The organism is Streptomyces sp. XY006 (assembly GCF_002237655.1).
GTDB classification, from domain to species: Bacteria; Actinomycetota; Actinomycetes; order Streptomycetales; family Streptomycetaceae; genus Streptomyces; species Streptomyces levis.
Map to the genome: position 1 here is coordinate 224199 of NZ_NOKT01000007.1, position 22443 is coordinate 246641.

The 22443-nt window shown below is 74.2% G+C and carries 19 protein-coding genes and 2 pseudogenes; 15 read left to right on the top strand and 6 right to left on the bottom strand.

Going from position 1 to position 22443, the window contains the following annotated elements:
* Window positions 1-107 precede the first annotated feature (107 nt).
* Window positions 108-1538 (top strand): dihydrolipoyl dehydrogenase family protein, encoded by a 1431-nt coding sequence (locus CHR28_RS10900; RefSeq protein WP_094053343.1) that lies wholly within the window; start codon window positions 108-110, stop codon window positions 1536-1538.
* Between the two features lie 36 nt (window positions 1539-1574).
* Here the strand turns inward: CHR28_RS10900 and CHR28_RS10905 are convergent, their stop codons facing one another.
* Window positions 1575-2219 carry a peptide deformylase gene (locus CHR28_RS10905; protein WP_094053344.1) on the bottom strand — a complete coding sequence of 215 codons (645 nt, stop codon included), beginning with the start codon at window positions 2217-2219 and terminating at the stop codon, window positions 1575-1577.
* A gap of 132 nt (window positions 2220-2351) precedes the next feature.
* On the opposite strand from CHR28_RS10905, the gene CHR28_RS10910 reads away from it, so the two are divergent.
* Window positions 2352-3758, top strand: a complete 1407-nt coding sequence (locus CHR28_RS10910; RefSeq protein WP_094053345.1) for a PepSY-associated TM helix domain-containing protein — start codon at window positions 2352-2354, stop codon at window positions 3756-3758.
* Window positions 3759-3829: 71 nt separating this feature from the next.
* On the opposite strand, the gene CHR28_RS10915 is transcribed toward CHR28_RS10910, so the two are convergent.
* From CHR28_RS10915 to CHR28_RS10925, 3 genes are read right to left on the bottom strand one after another with little or no spacing between them, the layout of a single operon-like run.
* Window positions 3830-4189, bottom strand: a complete 360-nt coding sequence (locus CHR28_RS10915) for a tetratricopeptide repeat protein (RefSeq protein WP_094053346.1) — start codon at window positions 4187-4189, stop codon at window positions 3830-3832.
* Between the two features lie 50 nt (window positions 4190-4239).
* Complete coding sequence (locus CHR28_RS10920) at window positions 4240-4698, bottom strand: winged helix DNA-binding protein (protein ID WP_094053347.1); 459 nt, start codon at window positions 4696-4698, stop codon at window positions 4240-4242.
* Entirely contained in the window at window positions 4695-5186 is a 492-nt protein-coding gene (locus CHR28_RS10925) for a MarR family winged helix-turn-helix transcriptional regulator (protein WP_094053348.1), read from the bottom strand. The genes CHR28_RS10920 and CHR28_RS10925 overlap by 4 nt, the downstream gene beginning before the upstream one ends.
* 159 nt (window positions 5187-5345) lie before the next feature.
* On the opposite strand from CHR28_RS10925, the gene CHR28_RS10930 reads away from it, so the two are divergent.
* A complete protein-coding gene (locus CHR28_RS10930) occupies window positions 5346-6311 on the top strand; it encodes a pirin family protein (RefSeq protein WP_094053349.1) in 966 nt (321 codons plus the stop codon).
* A gap of 136 nt (window positions 6312-6447) precedes the next feature.
* On the opposite strand, the gene CHR28_RS10935 is transcribed toward CHR28_RS10930, so the two are convergent.
* The gene (locus tag CHR28_RS10935) at window positions 6448-7614 is read right to left on the bottom strand and encodes an NAD(P)/FAD-dependent oxidoreductase (protein ID WP_094053350.1); all 1167 of its coding nucleotides are present in this window, start codon (window positions 7612-7614) and stop codon (window positions 6448-6450) included.
* 90 nt (window positions 7615-7704) lie between these two features.
* Here CHR28_RS10935 and CHR28_RS10940 point away from each other — a divergent pair, with 90 nt between their 5' ends.
* The 8 genes and pseudogenes from CHR28_RS10940 to kdpA form a co-directional block, all read left to right on the top strand.
* Window positions 7705-8559, top strand: a complete 855-nt coding sequence (locus CHR28_RS10940; protein WP_256984209.1) for an endonuclease/exonuclease/phosphatase family protein — start codon at window positions 7705-7707, stop codon at window positions 8557-8559.
* Between the two features lie 88 nt (window positions 8560-8647).
* Complete coding sequence (locus CHR28_RS10945; protein ID WP_094053351.1) at window positions 8648-9634, top strand: hypothetical protein; 987 nt, start codon at window positions 8648-8650, stop codon at window positions 9632-9634.
* A 204-nt stretch (window positions 9635-9838) separates the two neighbouring features.
* A complete protein-coding gene (locus CHR28_RS10950; protein ID WP_094053352.1) occupies window positions 9839-11680 on the top strand; it encodes an HSP90 family protein in 1842 nt (613 codons plus the stop codon).
* A gap of 2 nt (window positions 11681-11682) precedes the next feature.
* Window positions 11683-14616: a hypothetical protein gene (locus tag CHR28_RS10955; RefSeq protein WP_094053353.1), complete on the top strand. Its 2934-nt coding sequence runs from the start codon at window positions 11683-11685 to the stop codon at window positions 14614-14616.
* 361 nt (window positions 14617-14977) lie between these two features.
* Entirely contained in the window at window positions 14978-15814 is an 837-nt protein-coding gene (locus CHR28_RS10960; protein ID WP_094053354.1) for a glutathione S-transferase C-terminal domain-containing protein, read from the top strand.
* A 105-nt stretch (window positions 15815-15919) separates the two neighbouring features.
* Window positions 15920-16042, top strand: a complete 123-nt coding sequence (locus tag CHR28_RS38280; RefSeq protein ID WP_256984210.1) for a hypothetical protein — start codon at window positions 15920-15922, stop codon at window positions 16040-16042.
* On the top strand, window positions 16039-16128 hold the full coding sequence (gene kdpF / locus CHR28_RS10965) for a K(+)-transporting ATPase subunit F (RefSeq protein WP_009326374.1): 90 nt from the start codon (window positions 16039-16041) through the stop codon (window positions 16126-16128). Before CHR28_RS38280 ends, kdpF begins: the two co-directional genes overlap by 4 nt.
* A pseudogene (kdpA, locus tag CHR28_RS10970) lies at window positions 16129-17623 on the top strand (potassium-transporting ATPase subunit KdpA); the annotation flags it as partial.
* On the opposite strand, the pseudogene CHR28_RS10975 reads toward kdpA, so the two are convergent.
* Window positions 17619-17762, bottom strand: a pseudogene (locus CHR28_RS10975) (potassium-transporting ATPase subunit KdpA); the annotation flags it as partial. The pseudogenes kdpA and CHR28_RS10975 sit on opposite strands and share 5 nt — an antisense overlap.
* Window positions 17763-17785: 23 nt before the next feature.
* Here CHR28_RS10975 and kdpB point away from each other — a divergent pair.
* The 4 genes from kdpB (at window position 17786) to CHR28_RS10995 (ending at window position 22434) form a co-directional block, all read left to right on the top strand.
* Window positions 17786-19894 (top strand): potassium-transporting ATPase subunit KdpB, encoded by a 2109-nt coding sequence (gene kdpB / locus CHR28_RS10980; protein ID WP_094053356.1) that lies wholly within the window; start codon window positions 17786-17788, stop codon window positions 19892-19894.
* 5 nt (window positions 19895-19899) lie between these two features.
* The gene (locus CHR28_RS10985) at window positions 19900-20535 is read left to right on the top strand and encodes a potassium-transporting ATPase subunit C (RefSeq protein WP_094053357.1); all 636 of its coding nucleotides are present in this window, start codon (window positions 19900-19902) and stop codon (window positions 20533-20535) included.
* Window positions 20536-20577: 42 nt separating this feature from the next.
* Window positions 20578-21180 (top strand): hypothetical protein, encoded by a 603-nt coding sequence (locus tag CHR28_RS10990; RefSeq protein ID WP_094053358.1) that lies wholly within the window; start codon window positions 20578-20580, stop codon window positions 21178-21180.
* 78 nt (window positions 21181-21258) lie between these two features.
* Complete coding sequence (locus tag CHR28_RS10995; RefSeq protein ID WP_094053359.1) at window positions 21259-22434, top strand: aromatic ring-hydroxylating oxygenase subunit alpha; 1176 nt, start codon at window positions 21259-21261, stop codon at window positions 22432-22434.
* Window positions 22435-22443 lie beyond the last annotated feature (9 nt).

Here is a 22443-nt window from a genome sequence, read left to right on the forward strand (position 1 = left end):
TTCTTCCTGGGTGGGGTCAAGCCGTCGGCACAACACGGCCGGCCGGGCAGGTATTCCGCGCCCCTACCCGTGTGGCCAGGGCGCACACCACCCACCAGACTGACCCCATGACGGAAACGGAAACCAACGCGTACGACGTCGTGGTGCTCGGGGCCGGGCCCGTGGGGGAGAACGTCGCCGACCGCACCCGGGCGGCCGGTCTGACCACCGCGGTCGTGGAGAGCGAGCTGGTCGGCGGCGAGTGCTCGTACTGGGCGTGCATGCCCAGCAAAGCCCTGCTGCGGCCGGTCATCGCCCGCGCGGACGCCCGGCGCGTGCCCGGCCTGAGCCAGGCGGTGCAGGGCCCCCTCGACGCCTCCGCGGTCCTCGCCCACCGTGACTACTTCACCTCGGACTGGACGGATGACGGCCAGGTCGGCTGGCTCGACTCCATCGGCGCCGACCTGTACCGCGGCCACGGGCGGCTCACCGGCCCCCGGACGGTGACGGTCACCGGCCCGGACGGCACCGAGCGCGTCCTGACCGCCCGGCACGCCGTGGCCGTCTGCACCGGCAGCCGCGCCGCCCTGCCCGGACTGCCCGGGCTCGACGCCGTCAAGCCGTGGACCAGCCGGGAGGCCACCAGCTCCAAGACCGTGCCCGGCCGGCTGATCGTCGTCGGCGGCGGTGTGGTCGCCACCGAGATGGCCACCGTCTGGCAGGCCCTCGGCTCGGAGGTCACCCTGCTGGTGCGGGGCAAGGGCCTGCTCCCGAGGATGGAGCCCTTCGCCGGGGAACTGGTCGCCGAGGCGCTCACCGAGGCGGGCGCCGACGTCCGCACCGGCACGTCCGTGGAGTCCGTGACGCGCGAGAACGGCACCGTCGTGGCCGTCACGGACGGCGGCGACCGCATCGAGGCCGACGAGATCCTCTTCGCCACCGGCCGCGCCCCGCGCACCGACGACATCGGCCTGGAGACCATCGGCCTCGACCCCGGCTCCTGGCTGCCGGTCGACGACAGCCTCCGCGTGACCGGCCACGACTGGCTCTACGCCGTCGGCGACGTCAACCACCGCGCCCTCCTCACCCACCAGGGCAAGTACCAGGCGCGCATCGCGGGCGCCGCCATCGCCGCCCGGGCGACCGGCGCGGACGTCGCCGCCCAGCCCTGGGGCCCCCACGCGGCCACCGCCGACCACGGGGCCGTCCCCCAGGTCGTCTTCACCGACCCGGAGGCGGCGGCCGTCGGCCTCTCCCTCGCCGAGGCGGAGCAGGCCGGGCACCGCGTGAAGGCCGTCGACGTGGACCTGTCCTCGGTCTCCGGGGCCGGCCTGTACGCCGACGGCTACAAGGGCCGCGCCCGCATGGTCGTCGACGTCGAGGACGAGATCCTGCGCGGCGTGACCCTCGTGGGCCCCGGCGTCGGCGAGCTCATCCACTCCGCGACGATCGCCGTCGCCGGTCAGGTCCCGATCGGCCGCCTGTGGCACGCCGTCCCGTCCTACCCGACGATCAGCGAGGTGTGGCTGCGCCTGCTGGAGGCGTACCGGGACGCTTGAGCCGGCCGGCACCCGGGCCGGACGCGGGGCGCGGCCCTACGGCAGTTCGAAGCCGAGGGCCCGCGCCGCCTCCTCCGGTGTGGGCTGCGCCCAGCGCTCCGCCACCGCCTGATGGGACGAGAGCGAGCGCGGCTCGGCACGGTCCAGATACAGGACGCCGTCGAGATGGTCCGTCTCGTGCTGCACGATCCGGGCGGGCCACCCCGTGACCACCTCGTCCAGCGCCCGCCCCCGTTCGTCCTGCCCGGTCAGCCGCACCGCGGCGGGCCGCGCGACGACCGCCTGCCAGCCCGGCACGCTCAGACAGCCCTCGAAGAACGCGGCCCGCCCCTCGTCCGCGGGCGCGTAGGCGGGATTGACCAGCACCCGGAACGGCTGCGGCACCCGCCCGCGCGCGAGCCGCACCTCCTCCGGCACCGGCGCCGGGTCCTCGATCACCGCGATCCGCAGCTCCACCCCCACCTGCGGTGCCGCCAGACCGACGCCGGGCGCGGCGCGCATCGTGACCCGCAGGGCCTCGACGAACCGGGCCAGCAGCGCGGGCCCCAACTGACCGTCGTACGGCTCGGTGCCGCGCCGCAGCACCGGATCACCCGCCGCCACGACGGTCAACGGGCCGCCGTCCGCGAGGAGTTCCTCGACCCGTTCGGCCAGGGGTGCGTGATCGCTCGGAGTTCCCATCGCGTCAGGATGACACGGCGTCGCCGCCGCCGTGTGGCGCACGACACACACGGCTCCCGGGAACCGGACGCCCCTGCGCTCCGACTACTGCACCGCAACGGCCCAGACGACGTCCCCCGGAGAAGCCCGCCGATGACCACCGCTCCCTCGACCACCACGGACGAGGCCCCGCAACCCGCCACCCCCGCCCCGTCGAGGAACAGCTGGGCACCCCTGCGCCCGCTGGTCCTGCGCCTGCACTTCTACGCGGGGGTGCTCGTGGCGCCGTTCCTCCTCGTCGCCGCCGTCACCGGCCTGCTGTACGCCGCCTCCTTCCAGGCCGAGAAGATCGTGTACGACCACGAACTCACCGTCCCCGTGGGCCGGGAGAAGCTGCCCGTCAGCGAGCAGGTCGCCGCCGCCCGCGAGGCCCACCCCGAGGGCACGGTCTCCGCCGTGCGCCCCTCGCCCGAGGCCGACGCGACGACCCGGGTGATGCTGTCCGGCGTGCCGGGCGTCGACGAGGACTACACGCTCGCGGTGTTCGTGGACCCGTACACCGCCGAGGTGCGCGGCGCCCTGGAGCAGTACGGCTCGACCGGTGCGCTGCCCCTGCGCACCTGGATCGACAAGTTCCACCGGGACCTGCACCTGGGGGAGACCGGTCGGCTCTACAGCGAACTGGCGGCCAGCTGGCTGTGGGTGATCTCGGCCGGCGGACTCGTGCTGTGGTTCTCCCGCCGCCGCGCCCGGCGCAAGGTGCGCGGAACGACGGGGCGGCGCCGCACGCTCGGACTGCACGGCAGCGTCGGCGTGTGGGCGGCGGCCGGGTTCTTCTTCCTCTCGGCCACCGGTCTGACCTGGTCGGCCTACGCCGGCACCACCATCGACGAACTGCGCACCTCCCTCGGCCAGTCCACCCCCTCGGTGTCGGCGGCGGGCGGCGACCACGCGGGCCACGGCGCCGCCGCCGGACAGGCCGGGGACGCCGCGCACGGCGTCGGCCTGGACAAGGTCCTGGCGGCGGCACGCGCCGAGGGCCTCGGCGACCCGGTGGAGATCGTGCCGCCCGCCGACGCGACCTCCGCGTACGTCGTCAAGCAGGTGCAGCGCAGCTGGCCCACCAAGCAGGACTCCGTCGCGATCGACCCGGCGAGCGGCGAGGTCACCGACGTCCTGCGGTTCGCCGACTTCCCCGTGCTCGCGAAGCTCACCCGCTGGGGCATCGACCTGCACACCGGCATCCTGTTCGGGCTCGCCAACCAGATCCTGCTGATGCTGCTCGCCACCTGTCTGATCCTGCTGATCGTCTGGGGCTACCGCATGTGGTGGCAGCGCGGTCGCGGCAGCGACTTCGGGCGGCCCGTGCCGCGCGGTGCCTGGCAGCACGTGCCGCCGCAGATCCTGGTGCCGCTGCTGGCGGGAGTCGCCGTGCTCGGGTACTTCCTGCCGCTGTTCGGCATCCCCCTGGCCGCCTTCCTCGCGGTCGACATCCTGCTGGGCGAGATGGCCCACCGGCGGGGGCGGCGGACGTACGGCACCGGAACGCCGGCGCGGTAGGGGAGCGGCGAACGCACGGGTGCCCGGCTCCCTTCGTCGGAGCCGGGCACCCGTCGTCGTGTCCGTGCCGGTCAGAGCTCGGTGAAGTCACCCGAGAGCGCGGCGGCGACCCGCAGATGCGGCTCGGCCTCGTCGTGCCGGCTCTGCCGCTGGAGCGTACGGCCGAGCATCAGCCGGGCGTAGTGCTCCACCGGGTCCTGCTCGACGATCGTCCGCAACTCGGCCTCGGCCCGCCGCAGTTGCGCGGAGTGGTAGTAGGAGCGCGCCAGCAGCAGCCGCGGCCCCGTCTGCTCGGGCGCCTCCTCGACCAGCCCCACCAGCACGCGCGCCGCGGCGGCGTAGTCCTGGGCGTCGAAGAACAGCTGCGCGCGCTCCCAGCGTTCCGCCGGGGTTCCGTGGTCGTAGTAGGCCGGCTCGTAGGTCGTGTTCACTGGTGACCTCCTTCGGGGCCGTCAACCGCGCCTGTTGGTTCAATATTCCACTACTTGCGGGGGCTGCCGGACAGGGCCGCCAGCTCGGCGTCGGCCCGCTCGGTGATCAGGCTCAGCACCCGGCCGGCGACGGCCAGATCCGCCACCGGTATGCCCTCGTAGATCCGGGCGGAGAAGGGCGCCGTCTCGCCGGAGGTCCGGGCGTACAGCTCCCGCCCGGCGTCGGTGATCCGCACGTCCGACGCCCCGTCCGGGGCCAGCAGGCGCGCGTCGATCAGCTCGTCGATCACGCCGTGCGCCTGCGCCGGGTCCGACTTCAGCGCGCCGGTGACACCCTCGGCGAGCCGGTCGCGTCCGACCGGGCCGTCGGCGACGGCGGCGAGGCGCAGGGTGACGGACTGCTGGAAGGTGACGCCGTGCCGGGCCAGCACGGTCTCCAGGACGGCGCGCCCGGCGTAGTGGGCCAGGGCGATGACGCGCGGGTCGAGCAGGGGTGCGGTGGTGGTCATGACTGCTCCGTCTCGTGCTCGCGGAAGGGGTCGAGCGGGTCAAGGGGTGCGTCGAGCAGGGTCGTCAGGTCGCGCATGAACGCCTCGGTCCGCGCGCTGCCGAGACCGCCGAGGGGGTCCAGCAGCTGCCGGAGCAGTCCTTGGACGACGTCGATCGCCCGCCGGGTGACGTCGCGTCCCTCCTCGGTGAGGGCGAGCTGCACCGCGCGCGGGTCGCGCGGGTCCCGGGTGCGCTCCAGGAGGCCGGCGGTCTCCAGCGCGCGGGCCAGCTTCGACACATAGAGCGGTTCCAGCCCGGTGTGGTCGGCCAGGCGGCGCTGACTGGGACGCTCACCGGCGCGCTGCATGCCGTACAGCGAGGCGACGAGCGAGTACTGCGCGTGGGTCAGCCCCAGCGGGGCGACCGCCCGGTCGACGGCCACCCGCCACTTCATCGACAGCCGCCACACCAGGAAACCGGGCGTCGCGCCTTCGGTGCCTTTGCTCATGCTCAAAAAGAGTACATGGCTACTATGTACATGGCTACTGTTTTCTCTGTGCATGGCTACTGTCTCTCCGGCGTCGTCGTCTTCCGCCCGGCGGGACCGGGGCGGCGCGGCCGGGTGACGCGCTGACGCGGAGTCGTCCGCCGGACTAGGTTGTGCGCCATGAGCAATCTCGAGCGGGAGGCGGCTCCCGCCGTGTGCGGGGGCCGGGGCTTCGTGGTGGCGGAACCGGTCCGGGAGCTGCTGAGTCCCCGGCACGTCAGACTCGGCGAGTCCAGCGAGGTCCGCCGGCTGCTGCCCAACCTGGGGCGCCGCATGGTCGGCGCCTGGTGCTTCGTCGACCACTACGGCCCCGACGACATCGCCGACGAGCCCGGCATGCAGGTGCCCCCGCACCCCCACATGGGGCTGCAGACGGTGAGCTGGCTGCACGAGGGCGAGGTGCTGCACCGCGACTCCACCGGCAGCCTCCAGACGATCCGGCCGCGCGAGCTGGGCCTGATGACCTCGGGCCGGGCGATCAGCCACTCCGAGGAGAGCCCTCGGTCGCACGCCCGCTTCCTGCACGGCGCTCAGCTGTGGGTGGCCCTGCCCGACGGCCACCGCCACACCGAGCCGCGCTTCGAGCACCACGCCGATCTGCCGCTCGTCACCGGCCCCGGTCTCACCGCCACGGTGATCCTGGGCGCCCTGGACGGCACGGCCTCGCCCGGCACGGCCTACACCCCGATCGTCGGCGCGGACCTGGCCCTGACCCGGGGCGCGGAGGTACGGCTGCCCCTGGAGCCGGACTTCGAGTACGCCGTCCTGGCCATGTCCGGGGAGGCCCACGTCGACGGCGTCCCGGTGCTGCCCGGCTCGATGCTCTACCTCGGCTGCGGCCGCAGCGCGCTGCCCCTGCGGGCGGAGTCGGACGCGGGCCTGATGCTCCTGGGCGGCGAGCCGTTCGACGAGGAGCTGATCATGTTCTGGAACTGGATCGGCCGCTCCCAGGAGGAGATCGAGCAGGCGCGGCGGGACTGGATGGAGGGGACGCGGTTCGGCGAGGTGAAGGGGTACGACGGCGATCCGCTGCCGGCTCCGGAGCTGCCGGTGACGCCGCTCAAGCCCCGGGGGAGGGTGCGCTGAGCCACGGCCGGGCGGAGCCTTCGGCGACGGGCGCGGGCGGCCCGCACCCCGGGCAGGAGGGGCGGCTCTCGCGGGGGCAGGGCGGGCGGCCCCGGCCCGCACCGCCCACACGGGCAGGCCGCCTCGCCCTTCCGGGTCACTGGTCGCCCGGCGCCGTCGCCCGCTGGTCCACCTCGACGTCACGGCGTCGCACCCCGGCGAACCGGGTGGGCCGGAACGGCCGCAGGAGTTCCTGCTCCTGACCGGTCGTGATCTCGGCCGCGGCCAGCCGGCCCAGCACCGGCGCCAGCGTGATCCCGCTGTGCGACACGAGACAGTAGACGCGGGACCGGGCGGAGGCAGGACCGGCGACGGTGAGGCCGTCCGCGGGCAGGGAGCGGAAGCCGACCCGCAGGTCGATCCGCGGGGCCGGGCCGGGCTCGGGCAGCAGCGCGCGGAACTGGCGGGCGAGGGTGGCCGCGATCTCCCCCTCCGGGGCGGGCGGCGCCGCTGGGTCGACGTCCGCGTTCAGATCGAGGGCCTGCACGACGGTGTGCCCTCCGGCCGCGGGGCGGAGGTTGAGCCCGGGACCGTGGACCACGCAGCGCAGGCCGAGCGCCGGTGAGCGGACGTATCCCAGCAGGCCGACCGTCTGCGACCCGCGCGCGGTGTCCGTCACCATCGGCACCTCGATCCCGGCCCGCGCGGCCAGCCGCTCCGTCCAGCGGCCCGCCGCCAGGACGGCGACATCACCCCGGACGGCCTCGCCGCCGGCCAGGGCGACGGACACTCCGCCCGGCCGGTCCTCGATGCCCACGACCTCACCCCGTGCGCACCGCGTACCGTGCCGCCCGGCGTCCGCCAGCAGGTTCGCCAGGAACACGTCGGGCAGGACGTAGCCCTCGGTGGGGAAGTGCGCGACGGCCGTCACGGTCGCCGGGATCCGCAGGTCGCCGGCGATCCGTCCCGCTTCCTCCCGCGTGACCGGCCGCGCGGGGTAGCCGAGGGACCGCAGACGCTCCACATCGGCCACGAGCCGCTCCTCGCCCGCGCCGTCCGCCCAGCGCAGGGCCCCGCTGGGGACGTACGACCGCGGACCCGGCAGCCGCGCGGCGAGCCGGGCGTGCTCCTCCATCCCGGCGACGTTCAGCCGGTGGTAGTCCACGTCGTGCTTGCGGTTCGAGTTGACCCAGGCGAACGTCGTGGCGCTCGTGCCGGTGCCGGCACCCCGGTGATCCAGCAGCAGCACGTCCGCGCCGGCGACGGACAGGTGCCTCGCGGCGCTCACTCCCAGCACACCCGCACCGATGACGACGACCCTCATGGCCTGTGCGTCCCCTCTCGTCGATCTTGCCGTTCCGGGCGAACACCGCTGCCGCACAGGTCACTATGGGAGGACCGGTGTGAGGAGGCTGTGGTGCTCGGAAGGTGCGCGCGGTGGCTCGTGGGCGTCATGACCGTCGTCTGCATGGTGCTCGTCGGCCCCAGCGCGCCGAGCGGTGCCCTGCTCGGCGCGTCGCTGCCCGTCGGGTCCGTCAAGGACGTTGTACCGAACCGGGTCATGACGTGGAACCTCTGCAACCCGTGCGATACGGCCAACGCCGACCGGGCCGCGGAGATCGCCGCCTACGCCCCGCAGGTCATCGGCATGCAGGAGGCGTGCGTCCGTGACGTCGAGAGCATCCGGGAGCACCTGAGGAACCTGCACGGGCTGGTCTACCACGTCGAGTACGGGAGCGTCCTGCGCAAGTGGGGGCGGTGCGGGGGAGCGCCGTGGAGCCCGGGCGCCTTCGGCCAGGCGATCCTCTCCGCGGCACCGATGACGGACGCCGTCAGCGTGGAGTATCCCGACGGCGGTTCGGAGGACCGCGGGTACATGGCCGTCACGACCACCGTGGGCGGTGAGTCCGTCCGGGTCTTCAACACCCATCTCGCGCAGCGGCAGCAGGAGGAGGTCCGGGCGGAGCAGGTCCGCGTCCTGGCCGCGGCCGCCGCCCGGCACGAACGCGCGGTCCTCATCGGCGACTTCAACGCCGTGCCCGACGCCCCCGAGCTCACCCCGGTGCAGCAGGTGGCGGTGGAGGCGGACGCCCGGTGCCGGCCCGCGTCCACCGGCGACTGCGAGCCGACCACCGACTGGCAGCTCAGGTTCGACTACGTCTTCCTGCGCGGCGTCACCGCCCTCGGCCACCGGGTGCAGCCGAACGAGGCCTCGGACCACCACATGGTCTACGCCGACCTGCGCACCGAGGAGCGGCCCGGGGCGTGAAGCCCTGGTGAAAACCCTGTGGAAGCGGTGTCACAGGTGCCGTTTATGCTGCTCCGAACGATCACGCGGGACCAGGGGAGGGCGCGGCATGTTCGGCAGGCTGTTCGGCAGGGGCGAGGAGAGACCCGCGGCGGATCCGCACGCCCTTCCCGTCCCGCGCAGGCACAAGCACGGCACGTACACGCTGCGCGCGCTCGGCGACACCCGGGTGCTCGCGCTGGTGGAGGCGGCCGACGCGGGCGACTGGGACGCGGTCAAGGCGGCGCTGGCCCCCTTCGACCCCGGCCGCGACCACCAGGTCCTGGGCGAACTCGCCGACCTGGACGGCGTGCAGGACTGGATCGTGCGCGCCGTCGAGGAGGACAAGGAGCACCGGGCGACCGCCCTGCTGATATCCGGGACGCGCCACGTCAGCTGGGGCTGGGAGGCCCGCACCGCCGCGCGCGCCGTGGACGTCACGCAGGAGCAGTGGCGCATCTTCCACGAGCGGCTCCGCATCGCCGAGGAGCACCTGCTGGAGGCCGCCGAACTGCGCCCCGACTGGGTCACGCCGTGGCGCCGCCTCCTCACCTCCGGCCGGGGCATGTCGCTGGGCCGGGCCGTCAACGAGACCCGGCTCGACGCCGCCCTGCGCCGCGACCCGCTGGACCTGGAGACCCATCTGGAGTGGCTGTCGCAGTTGCAGCCCCGCTGGGGCGGCGAACCGGGGCAGGCCCTGGCGTACGCCCAGGAGGTGTTCGCCCGCGCCCCGCACGGGCACCGCCTCGGCTGCCTGATCGCCATGGCGTACATCGAGGAGTGGGTCGAGGCGGACCGCGGGGACTACCTGGAAACCGACGAGATCCGGGCGCAGTTGCGGGAGGCCGCGGACCACAGCATCCTGCACCCCGCGTACGTGTGGCGCCCGGGCTGGCAGCACGACTTCAACATGTTCGCCATGGCCCTGTCGCTGGCCGGTGAACGCCACACCGTCCGGCGGGTCTTCCGGACTCTGGACGGCGCCTACACCGAGTGGCCCTGGACCTACTTCGCGGAGCCGGAGAAGCAGTTCGCCCGCCACCACCGCAAGGCCTGAGCCCCGCGATCACCGCAAGGCCCTGAGCCCCGCGATCACCGCCAGGCCTGAGCCCTGCCACGCGGCAAGGTCCGAGCCCCGTCTCACGGAACACCGCCTCCCCGAGCCCGGGTACGGCTGTCACCGCCGTACCCGAGTGCCGGGCGGACCCGTCCGGCCCCGCGCCGCCCGCCACCCGTCACCCTTCCCACCCCGGACTGCCCGATGACACTGCCCCACCCCGCCGCCGACCGCACCTTCCAGGTGGATCTGCGCGGCCTCGTCGACCTCCTCTCCCACCACCTCTACTCCAGCCCCCGCGTCTACCTGCGCGAGCTGATGCAGAACGCGGTCGACGCGCTGACCGCCCGGCACACCCTCGAACCCGACGCCCCGACCGGCGCCTTCGGCGTGCGCCTGTACGCCGACGGCGCCGTGGTCCGCGTCGAGGACGACGGCGTCGGCCTCACCGAGGCCGACGTCCACAGCTTCCTCGCCACCATCGGCCGCAGCAGCAAGCGCGCGGACCGGATCGCCGAGCAACGCGGCGACTTCATCGGCCAGTTCGGCATCGGCCTGCTCTCCTGCTTCCTCGTCGCCGACGAGATCCACGTCCTCAGCCGCTCCGCCCGCACCCCGGACGCCCCGGCCGTGGAGTGGCGCGGACGCGGCGACGGCAGCTACAGCGTCCGCACCCTGCCCGCCTCCGCCCGCCCCCGCCCCGGCACCACGGTCACGCTGACCCCCCGCGCCGACGCGGGCGAGTGGACCCGCCCGGCGCAGGTGCACGCCCTGGCCCGCCACTTCGGCTCCCTGCTGCGCCACCCGCTGACCTTCGACGACGGCACGGCCGGGCCCGGAGCCCCGGGCACGTCCGTCAACCCCGAGCCCGCCCCCTGGGCGCGCACGTACCCCACCCCGGGCGCCCGTTCCCGCGCCCTGGCCGCCTACGGCGAGGAGGTCTTCGGCTTCACACCGCTGGACACCGTCGAGCTGGACCTGCCGGCCGTCGGCCTGAAGGGCATCGCCTGCGTGCTGCCCGAGACGGTCCCGGCCGGACGCCGCCACGGCCACCGCGTGCACGTCAAGGGCATGCTGCTGTCCGAGCAGGCCGAGGAGATCCTGCCCGACTGGGCGTTCTTCGTCCGCTGCGTGGTCGACGCCGAGAGCCTGCGCCCGACCGCGTCCCGCGAGGCCCTGTACGAGGACGACACCCTCGCCGCCGTCCGCGACGCCCTCGCCGAGAAGCTGCGCGCCTGGATCGCCCGGGCCGCCGCCAGCGACCCGGACCTGCTGCACCGCTTCCTCCAGGCCCACCACCTGGCCGTGAAGTCGCTCGCCGTGCACGACGACGAGATCCTGCGGATGCTGCTGCCCTGGCTGCCGTTCGAGACCACCGACGGACACACCACCCTCGACGAGTTCGCGCGCACTCACCGCACCGTGCTCGTGACGTCGAGCGTGGAGGAGTTCCGCCAGGTCGCCGCGATCGCCTCGGCCGCCGGGCTGGGCGTCGTCAACGGCGGCTACACCTACGACCGCGAACTGGTCCACCGGCTCCCCGAGATCAGGCCCGAGGCCACCGTCGCCGACCTCGACCCGGCGACCCTCACCGCCCACCTCGACCCCGTCGACCGGGAGACGGAACTCGCCGCCGCGGCCTACCTCGCCCAGGCCCGCGACGCCCTGGCCGTCTTCGACTGCGACGTCGCGCTGCGCACCTTCCAGCCGGCCTCGGCCCCCGCCCTGCTCGTCGACAGCCGCGAGGCCCGGCACGAGCGGACCCGCTCGCAGCTCGCCCGCGAGCAGGAGGGCGGCCTGTGGGGCGACATCCTCGGCGCCCTGCGCCAGGAGGCCCCGAGGGCCCAGCTGATCCTCAACCAGCTCAATCCGCTGGTGCGCACCGCCGTCGCCATCGACGAGCCCGAGCTGGCCCGCACCAGTGCCGAAGCCCTCTACGGGCAGGCCGCGATGCTGTCCCGCCGCCCGCTCAGGCCCGCCGAGTCGAGCCTGATCAACCGCTCCTTCCTCGACCTTCTCGCCCACGCCCTCCGCAAGGACAGCTGACGATGCCGACCACGCCCCAGACCACCGACGAGCTGTACCAGGCGCTCCAGGAGAACGACCAGCGCCCCTACGGCCGCACCCGCACCGTCACCGCCGAGGAACTCGTCGACGCCGCCGAGCAGTTCGACGAGCCCGTCCCGCTGATCCACGCCCTGCTCGAACTGCAGGAGGCGTACACCTACGGCTCCGAGCCCCGCAAGTCGCCCGTCGTCTTCGCGCGGCTGCTCACCCTCTTCGACGAACAGCCCGACGTGTTCGACGAGCGCCTGCGCCACCTGCTGTTCTGGCGGTTCAAGTGGGTGGCCCACGCCCTGCGCCAGCTGCCCGAGATACCGCTGGCCAGCCTGCGCCAGTGGCTGACGGAGATGCGCGACCGGTACGAGAAGGCCGGCCTCGGCCTCCAGCCCTACTACGGGCAGGCCTACCAGCTCGCCGCCCACGTCGGCGAGGACACCACCGCGGCCTACGAGTTGTGGGCGGCGCGCACCCGCACCCGGCTCAGCGACTGCGAGGCATGCGAGACGTGCCAGCGGGCCCTGTACCACCTCGCGGCCGGCGACGACGAGCGGGCGCTGCGCGCCTGGGAGCCCGTGCTGGCCGGCAAGGAGTCCTGCCAGGAGGAGCCGGCCCGCTCCGTCTCGCACGCCCTGCTGCCCCTGCTGCGCACCGGCCGCGCCGACCGCGCCCGCGAACTGCACCTGGCCGGCTACCGCGGCTGCCGCCGCAACCCCTCGATGGCCGCCGAGGTCGGCCGGCACCTGGAGTTCTGCGCGCTCACCGGCAACGAGGCGCGCGCCCTGGAACTGCTCGCCGAGAACCGCGGCCTGTTCGACGAGGTCGACTCGCCCTCGGACCAGCTCGACTTCCTCACCGGCGTGGAGGTCCTGCTCCAGCGCGTGGAGTCCCTCGGCCACGGCGCACTGCCCGCCGCCGGATACGCGGGCCGCACCTGGACGGTCGCCGGCCTGCGCGCCGAGGTCCGCGACCGGGCCGACGACCTCGCCGCCCGCTTCGACGCCCGCAACGGCACCCCCGCCCACACCGAGCGCCGCCGCGCCCGGCTCGACCGCGCCCCGCTGCTGGACGCGCTCGAACTGACCCTGCGCCCCCGCGCCCTCGACGAGCTCGCCCCGGCCGCCCCGGCCGCAGCCCCCACCGCCCGTACGGCCGCCGCCGTCCCGGAGTCCCTGCCCGAACTCGTCGTCAGGGCACGGGAGCTGGACGAGCTGGGGCACCCGGACGCGCGGGCCTGCTGGGACCGGCTGCGCACGCTCGTCGCCGCCCGCGACCACACCCACCCCGACGACCCGGCCGTCGGCCCGCCGGCCCGGCTGCGCGCGGACCTGCTGGACGAGGAGGCGAGCCGGGCGGGAGAGAAGGACGAGTACGCCGACGCCGCGGCCCTCCACGAGGAGGCGGCGGGCCTGTACGAGGACGCCGGACGGCCGGGCGACGCCGCGATCTCCCGCGCCGGCGCCCTGCTCGCCACCGCCGAACTCCCCGCGCGGGGCGACGGCGCGGCCGAGGCCAAGGCAGCCGCGCTGACCGCCGCCCACGCGTCGATCGTCCGCCTGCACGAGGAGACCCCGGGCCTCACCCCGTACCAGGAGGCCCGCCTGCTCCGGCTGCGCGTGACCGCGCTGGCCCTGCGCCTGCAGACCACCGGCGGCGAGGACCACGTGGCGCCCGTCCTCGCCGAGGCGGACCTGCTGCACGCGTTCGCCGAACGGCACGACATCACCGGGCAGGTCTCCGGCGCCCTGCTGCTGCGGGCCAGCACGTTCGCCATCTCCGGCGACCTGCCCGCCGCGCTCACCGAGATCGACGCCCTCCTCGACCGGCTCAAGGCGCAGGGGCCCGCCTGGCACCTGCCCCGCACGCTCGGCCTGCGCGGCCGGATCCAGCTCGGCCTGCGGGACGCCCGGGCCGCGCACGCCGACCTCTCCGAGGCCCTGCGCCTGGCCGCCGACTGGCCCGCCGACGCCATCGACACCGGCCGCCTGCACGGCGATCTGGCCGAGGCCGCCATGCACCTGGGCCGCCCCGAGGAGGCCCTGCGGCACCTGACCCGCTCGGCGGAGCTGGAACTGCGCCGCGGCAGCCGCACGGACGCGTACTGCGCCTACAGCAACGCGGCCCAGCTCAGCCTCGACCTCGGCCGCGTCGAGGACTGCATCGCGCTGCTCGACTCCCTGCTCGCCGAACCGGACGTCGCCGCCGGAGAGCTGGACGACCGGCTCGTCGCGCAACTGCGCCTGACCCGCGCCCGCGCGCTGCACGCGGGGGAGGACCTCAAGGCCGCCACGGCGGAGTTCGTCGCCCTCGCGGCCGAGTCGGCCGGCTGGGACGACGACCCGGGCAGCCACGCCATGATCGCCGCCGAGACGGCCGTACTCCTCGGCGAGGCGGGTGAGTTCGACCGGGCCCGCGAGGCCGCCGACCAGGCGCTCGCCGCCCACGCCCGGGATCCGCGCCACGAGCTGCTCAGCAACTGCCTGCGCGAACTCGCCCGGCTGCAGGCCCAGCAGCAGGGCCCCGACGGCCTGACCGGCGCCCGCGCCTTCCTGGCCGACGCCGGCCGGGTCGCCGACGAGGCCCGCGCCGCCGGGTACGAGGCCCAGGGCCGCCCCCTGGACACGGCCCTGGCCTACGAACACGGGCGGGTCAACGCCTACGCAGGCGCCTACGAGGAGTCGCTGGCCGCTCTGGACCGGGCCCTCGCCCTGCTGGGCGAGCCGGGCACCGACGGCGACCGGGCCGGCGAATGGGCCGAGTGCGTGCGCCTCGCCGGCGCGGTGGAGGGCATCTACCTGGAGCGTCCCGCCCCCGCCCTCACCCGCCTCGACGCGGCGATCAGCCGGCTGACCGCGCTCGGGCACACGGACGAGACCGAGGCGCTGACCGCACTGGCGTCCCGCCTGCGCGACGAGGAGTGACACGGCGCGCGGGAGCCGGGGAGGTGGCATTCCCCGGCTCCCGGGCGCCCCTCGACCGCCCGGCACGCCGCGCGGAGCGCGCGAGCGCCGGGCGCGGGCCTCTTGACGCGCTCCCGGCACGGCCCGACACTCCGTAGAGAATCCTAGGGAATCGGTAGGGAAGCCATGGGCGGTGGGACAGCGGACTCCGGAAGCGACACCGTCCGTCTCGTCCTGCGGTCGCTGCCCCTGCTGACGTCACGCCGGCACATCGACCTGGCGAGGGTGTGCAGTGCGGCGAGTCGCACGACGCCGCGCGCGGCGCGAGTCCGCCGCGCACCGTCGCCGTCGTACGCCCGTGACCGAGCCCCCAGGGAGACGCATGTCCGCCACCTTCCCCACCGCCGTGCCGCCCTTCCGGAGCAGGATCGGCCGTGACGCGCGCAGCGGCTACTACGCCGCGTCCCGCCGCTACCGGCTGCACCTCGTCCTGTCGTGTCCGCACTCCGTGCAGATCGCCGTCGTCCACGGTCTGCTCGGCCTCGACGACATCGTGCCGGTGACGCTGCTGCCGGCCGTGCCCGACGCACCCGGCGGGGGACACCGGGCCCTGCGCCCGCTGTACGAGGCCAGCGCCCACCAGCACCCCGGGCCGGCCGCGGCCCCGGTGCTCAGCGACGGCTGGACCGGACGGATCGTCAGCACCCACGCCCCCGACATCCTGCGGGACCTCGCCCGGCGGTTCGGCGGCGACGGACCCGAGCTGCTTCCGTGCGGCGCCGAGCAGGCGGTCGAGGACGTGGCCCGGCTCTGCGAGGGCATCACCGCGGCCGCCCAGCGCGCCGGACGGTGGGACGGCGACCCCGCGGCCCGCGCCACCGCGCTGGCCACCCTCCTGGACGCGCTGGACGAGCTGCAGCGGCGGCTCGACGGGCGCGAGTACCTCCTGGGCGACGGACCGACCCTGGCCGACGTGCAGGCGTGGGCGACCCTGCTGCAGCTGGACACCGTCCACCGCCACCACCTGGACGCCGAAGCGGTGCACCGGATCACCGGACACCCCCGGCTGTGGGCCTACGCGCGCCGGCTGGCCGCCCACCCCGCGTTCGGCTCCCGGATCGACCTCGACGGCATCGCCCGCAGGCACCACGCCCAATGCCGCGGCCGGGAGGCGGCCGGCGCGGCGGTGCCCATCGTGGACTGGGCGGCCTACGCCTGAGGGAAACGGACAGGGTCCGTCAGAGGTGCGTCAAGGACGCGGGCACGGGCGTAAGAGAGCCGTCCCAACGGGTGATCTCATCCGGTCGGTGAGGCGCTTTGCTGCATGCGTCCGTTGTTCCGCACCTCACCTCAGGAGTTCGCGATGGCCGACCCGGCCTTCGTCCTCACCGTGCTCGCGGGTTTCGCACTGGTGGCCCTCGTCGCCAAGGGGGTGACGAAGCTGTGACCGCCGAGAACGTCGTCGGCCTGGTCGTGGCCGTCGCCCTGCTGGGCTATCTCGTCCTCGCCCTGATCTTCCCGGAGAGGTTCTAGATGGGCCCCGTCCTCGCCGGCGTGCTCCAGCTGCTGGCCCTCGTCGGCGCCCTGGCGCTGCTCCACGTCCCCGCCGGCACCTACCTGGCCCGGGTCTACTCGGGCGGGCGGCACCTGCGGGTGGAGCGGTGGATCTACCGGGGCGTCGGCGCCGACCCCGACGCCGGGATGACCTGGCCCGCCTATCTGCGCGGCGTCCTCGCCTTCTCGGCCGTCGGCGTCCTGTTCCTCTATCTGCTCATGCGGCTCCAGGGGCACCTGCCCGGCTCGCTCGGCTTCGCGTCGGTCGGCCCGGCCCAGTCGTTCAACACGGCCGTGTCGTTCGTGACGAACACCAACTGGCAGTCGTACTCCGGCGAACAGACCATGGGGCACCTCGTGCAGACCGCCGGTCTCGCCGTGCAGAACTTCCTGTCCGCGGCCGTCGGCATGGCCGTCGCCGTGGCCCTCGTCCGGGGCTTCGCCCGCTCCCGCACCGACGACCTGGGCAACTTCTGGGCCGACCTGGTGCGCGGCACCGTGCGGGTCCTCGTCCCGGCCGCAGCCATCGCCGCCGTCGTCCTGGTGGCGGGCGGCGTGATCCAGAACTTCTCCGGCATCCACGAGGTCGGGCAGTTCGCGGGCGGCGCGCAGCAGTGGAACGGCGGCGCGGTCGCCTCCCAGGAGGCCATCAAGGAGCTCGGGACCAACGGCGGCGGCTACTTCAACGCCAACTCCGCCCATCCCTTCGAGAACCCCACGCCCTTCACCAACCTCTTCGAGATCTTCCTGATCCTGATCATCCCGTTCTCCCTGCCCCGCGCCTTCGGCCTGATGGTCGGCTCGCTCCGGCAGGGGTACGCGATCCTCGCCACGATGGCCACCATCTGGCTGGGCTTCACCGCCCTGATGATGTGGGCCGAGTTCACCCACCACGGCCCGGCGCTCCAGGCCGCGGGCGGCGCGATGGAAGGCAAGGAGGTCCGCTTCGGCGTCGGCTCGTCCTCGATCTTCGCGGTGTCGACCACGCTCACCTCGACCGGAGCGGTGGACTCCTTCCACTCCTCCTTCACCGGCCTCGGCGGCGGACTCACCCTGCTCTCGATGATGCTCGGCGAGATCGCACCCGGCGGCACCGGATCCGGCCTCTACGGCATGCTCGTCCTGGCCGTCATCGCGGTGTTCATCGCCGGTCTGATGGTGGGCCGCACCCCCGAGTACCTGGGCAAGAAGATCGGCGCGCGGGAGATGAAGCTCGCCGCCTGCTACCTCCTCGTCACCCCCGCCCTGGTGCTCGTCGGCACCGCGGCCTCCCTCGCGCTGCCGACCCCCGCGCACTCGATGCTCAACCCGGGCGCGCACGGCTTCTCCGAGGTGCTGTACGCCTTCACCTCCGCCGCCAACAACAACGGCTCGGCCTTCGCGGGCCTGAACGCGAACACCGACTGGTTCAACACCACGACCGGGCTCGCCATGCTGCTCGGCCGGTTCCTGCCCATGGTCTTCGTGCTGGGGCCGAGGGCCAGGGCGGGGAAGTAGGTCAGACCGGTGATGATCAGGACGGCGCCCACGAGCAGGCCGGTGAACAGCGGTTTCTCCGTGCGCAGGGTGCCCGCGGTGACCGGGACGGGCCGCTGCCCGGCGAGCGAGCCGGCCCGCTCGCGGAGGGGCTGGCGTCATGACCACCCGCACCGAACCTCGCGAGGACTCCATGTCCACTCCCACCCTCGTGCCCCGCCAGGACGCGCCGACGGAGCACCCCGTTGCCCACCACCGTGTCGGGGCGGGCCTGTTCGACCCCGCCCGGCTGCTCGGCGCCCTGCCGGACGCCGTCCGCAAGCTGGACCCGCGGGTGATGGTCAAGTCGCCCGTGATGTTCGTGGTGTGGGTCGGGTCCGTGCTGACCACGGCCTGCTCCTTCGCGGACCCCGGCGACTGGTTCGGCTGGACCGTCAGCGCCTGGCTGTGGCTGACGGTCCTCTTCGCCAACCTGGCCGAAGCGGTCGCCGAGGGCCGCGGCAAGGCCCAGGCCGACACCCTGCGCAAGGCCAAGTCCGACAGCGTGGCCCGCAGGACGGACGGCACGGTCGTCCCCGGCACCGAGCTGAAGGTCGGCGACCTCGTCGTCTGCGAGGCCGGCGACATCATCCCCGGCGACGGTGACGTCGTCGAGGGCGTCGCGTCGGTCGACGAGTCGGCCATCACCGGCGAGTCCGCCCCGGTCATCCGCGAGTCCGGCGGCGACCGTTCGGCCGTCACCGGCGGCACCCGGGTGCTGTCCGACCGGATCGTCGTGCGGATCACCACCCGTCCCGGCGAGACCTTCATCGACCGGATGATCGGCCTGGTCGAAGGCGCGGCCCGGCAGAAGACACCCAACGAGATCGCGCTGAACATCCTGCTGGCCTCGCTGACCGTCGTCTTCCTGCTGGCCTGCGCCACGCTGCCGCCCTTCGCGTCCTACGCCGGCACCCATCTGACGACGGTCGTGCTGGTCGCGCTGCTGGTGTGCCTCATCCCGACCACGATCGGCGCGCTGCTGTCGGCCATCGGCATCGCGGGCATGGACCGGCTGGTGCAGCGCAACGTCCTCGCCATGTCCGGCCGGGCGGTCGAGGCCGCGGGCGACGTGTCGACGCTGCTGCTGGACAAGACCGGCACCATCACCCACGGCAACCGGCAGGCCGCCGCGTTCGTGCCGGTGCGCGGTGTCACCGAGGCCGAACTGGCCGAGGCGGCCCAGCTGTCGTCGCTGGCCGACGAGACACCCGAGGGCCGTTCCGTGGTCGCCCTGGCCGAGGAGCGGTACGGCCTGCGCCCGCGCGAGCTCGCCGGCGCCGCGTGGATCCCCTTCACCGCGCAGACCCGGATGTCCGGCGTGGACGTCGACGGCCGCACCGTCCGCAAGGGTGCTGCGGGTTCGGTCATGGCCTGGGTCCGCGACCGGGGCGGTGCGGTCCCCGACGACGCCGACGGCATCGCCGGCCGGATCTCCGCCTCCGGCGGCACCCCGCTCCTGGTCGCGGCCGAGGACGCCGACGGCATCCGGGTGCTCGGCGTGGTCCACCTCAAGGACGTCGTCAAGGACGGCATGCGCGAGCGCTTCGCGGAGCTGCGCCGCATGGGCATCAGGACCGTCATGATCACGGGCGACAATCCCCTGACGGCCCGGGCGATCGCCGAGGAGGCCGGCGTCGACGACTTCCTCGCCGAGGCCACCCCCGAGGACAAGATGGCCCTCATCAAGCGCGAGCAGGCGGGCGGCAAGCTGGTCGCGATGACCGGCGACGGCACCAACGACGCGCCCGCCCTCGCCCAGGCGGACGTCGGCGTCGCGATGAACACCGGCACGTCGGCCGCCAAGGAGGCCGGCAACATGGTCGACCTCGACTCCGACCCGACCAAGCTCATCGAGATCGTCGAGATCGGCAAGCAACTGCTCATCACGCGGGGTGCGTTGACGACGTTCTCCCTCGCCAACGACGTCGCCAAGTACTTCGCGATCATCCCGGCACTGTTCGCGGCCGTCCATCCAGGCCTCGACAAGCTCGACATCATGCGCCTGTCCTCGCCCGACTCCGCGATCCTGTCGGCCGTGGTGTTCAACGCGCTGATCATCGTCGCGCTGGTCCCGCTGTCGCTCAGGGGCGTGCGCTACCGGCCGATGAGCGCCGACCGGCTGCTGCGCCGCAACCTCGCCGTCTACGGCGTCGGCGGGCTGATCGCGCCCTTCGCCGGCATCAAACTCATCGACCTGCTCCTCTCCCTCATACCCGGGATCGGCTGACCGCCATGAACACCTCCCTCACGAACACCGCCCGGCTGCTCGGGGCGGGCCTGCGCGCCCTCCTGGTGCTGACCCTGGTGACCGGTGTCGTCTATCCGCTGGTCGTCACCGGCCTGGCCCAGGGGCTGTTCCCCGGCCGGGCGAACGGCTCCGAGACCAGGGCGGACGGCAGGGTCGTCGGCTCGTCCCTCATCGGTCAACAGGACTACGGCCTCGACTACTTCCAGCCCCGCCCGGCGCACGGCCTCGGGCAGAACACCCTCAACACCCGCTACCGGCTGATCCTCTCCGGGGCCACCAACCTGTCCGCCGACAGCGAGGTGCTCCTGCGGCAGGTCCAGGACGCCAAGGCCGAGGTGGTCCGGGAGAACTCCGTGCCCGGCCACCCCGTGCGGCCCTCCCAGGTCCCCGCCGACGCCGTCACCTCGTCGGGCTCCGGCCTCGACCCGGACATCTCCCCGGCCTACGCCGCCCTCCAGGTGCCCAGGGTCGCGCAGCGCAACGGCCTGCCGGTCGACCGGGTGGAGAAACTGGTGCGGGCCCACACGGAGGGCCGCACCCTGGGCTTCATGGGCGAGCCCCGGGTGAACGTCCTGGAACTGAACGTCGCCCTGCGGGAGTTGACCGGCCGGAAGGCCTGATGGGGTCCCCCGGGCGGCCGGCCGCGATGAGAGGGTGGTTCCATGACCGCCCCGACGACCGTGCGCCGTGCCCCGCTCGCCGCCCTGGCCCTCGCCGCCGCCCTGGCCCTCACCGGATGCGGTGAGCTGCGCGCCTCGGACGCGACGGCCGGGGCCACCCCCGGCGCCTCCGCCCGGTCGCCCTCGCCCACCGCCCCGGGAGCCTCGCCGTACGTGGAGCCCGGGGCCCGCGACGGCGCCCCGCACCACAACGAGAACAACGCCTATCGCCGACCGGGCGAGATGTCCCCGGAGCACGCGCGTGACGCCGAGCGGGAGGCGAGCCGGATCCGACCGGTCCTGCGGCGGCTGTGGAAGCAGCGCACGTGGGACCCGGCCTCCGTGAAGGCGGCACTGCTCCGGCTCGGCTACGAGGAGGAGCGCGTCGGCGCCGACGGCACGCGGCTCGGCGGGACCCTCACCGTGACGGAGATGCTCTCGCGCTACGACGACGGCCGCCGCGTCACGCCCGAGGGGGCCCGGATCGCGCTGCGCGTCCACGACGACGCCTGCGTCACGGCGTTCGTGCAGCCGTCGAACACCGACGCGACAGCCAACGGCCCGTACCCGGAGACCGGCTGCTTCGCGCCGCCCGTCGGCCACTGAACCCCCGGGCGCCCGCCCTCACCCGTCCGTACGCGCCGGGCAGGGCGCGGTCGGAAGGCGGCCCGCACGATGAGAGGCATGACCGACACCGACAGGACCGGGACCTTCCCGGCCGGGACCTCCGCAGCCCTGACCGGGAGCGACCGGCCCGCGGGGGATCCCGCGCCGGCCTCCGCCGTGACCGACCTGCGGCGCGTCGGGGCGCACCCCGACTTCTGGTACCCCGTCGCACGGTCGCGGAGCGTACGGCGCGGGCGGGTGCGGGCGACCTCCTTCGCCGGGGAGCGCATCGCGCTCTACCGCGGGCGCAGCGGCACCGTCCACGCGCTGGAGGACCGGTGCGCCCACCGGCAGGTGCCGCTGAGCATGGGCGTCGTCGAGGGCGAGACGCTGCGCTGCTGCTACCACGCCTGGGCCTACCGGGGCGACGGCCGCATCTCGCAGATCCCGTACCTGTCCAAGGGCGACCGCAGGCCGCCGCGCGGCGTGCGCGGCTACCCCGTCCGGGAGGCCTACGGCCTGGTGTTCGTCTTCCCCGGCGACCCGGACAAGGCCGCCGTGACACCGCTGCCCGAGCTGCCGGCCTTCGGCTCGCCGCGCTACCTCACCCTGACCTACGCGCGCAGTGTGCGCTGCCACTACTCGTTCATGCACGAGAACCTGCTCGACATGAACCACCAGTTCCTCCACCGGGGCGTCGTCGGCCGACTGCGTCCGGAACTGCTCGACCGCCGCACCGACGCCCGGTCGGTGGAGGCCAGGTACCTGTTCACGCACACCGGCGGGAAGCGGAACCGGGGCGCCAGTCTGCTGGCCGCCGAGGGCATCGCAGGCCGCGACTCCAGCGACGTCATGACCATCCGGACCGTGTACCCGTACCAGACGCTCGACCTGGTCCCGGAGCACGCCGAGCGCCCCGCCTTCCGGCTCTGGGTCGCCTACGTGCCCGAGGACGCCGAGCAGCGCAGATGCCACACCTACGGCCTGCTGATGATCGAGAAGCCGCGGGTGCCCGGCGCCCTGCAGCTGGCCCGGCCGCTGATCCGGCGGTTCACCGAGCGTGTGTTCGCCGAGGACCGGATGGCCGTCGAGGCCGAGCAGCGGGCCTGGGACGAGCAGGGGGAGGACCGCAACCAGGAGGTGTTCTCCCTGATCCTGGACCTCCGCGAGGTGCTGCGCAGCAACGGCGTGCCGATCGCGGCAGGGCCCCGCCCCGCCGGCTGCGGCTCCGCCGGGCCGTGCGGCGGCGGGTGAGGGCGGCCG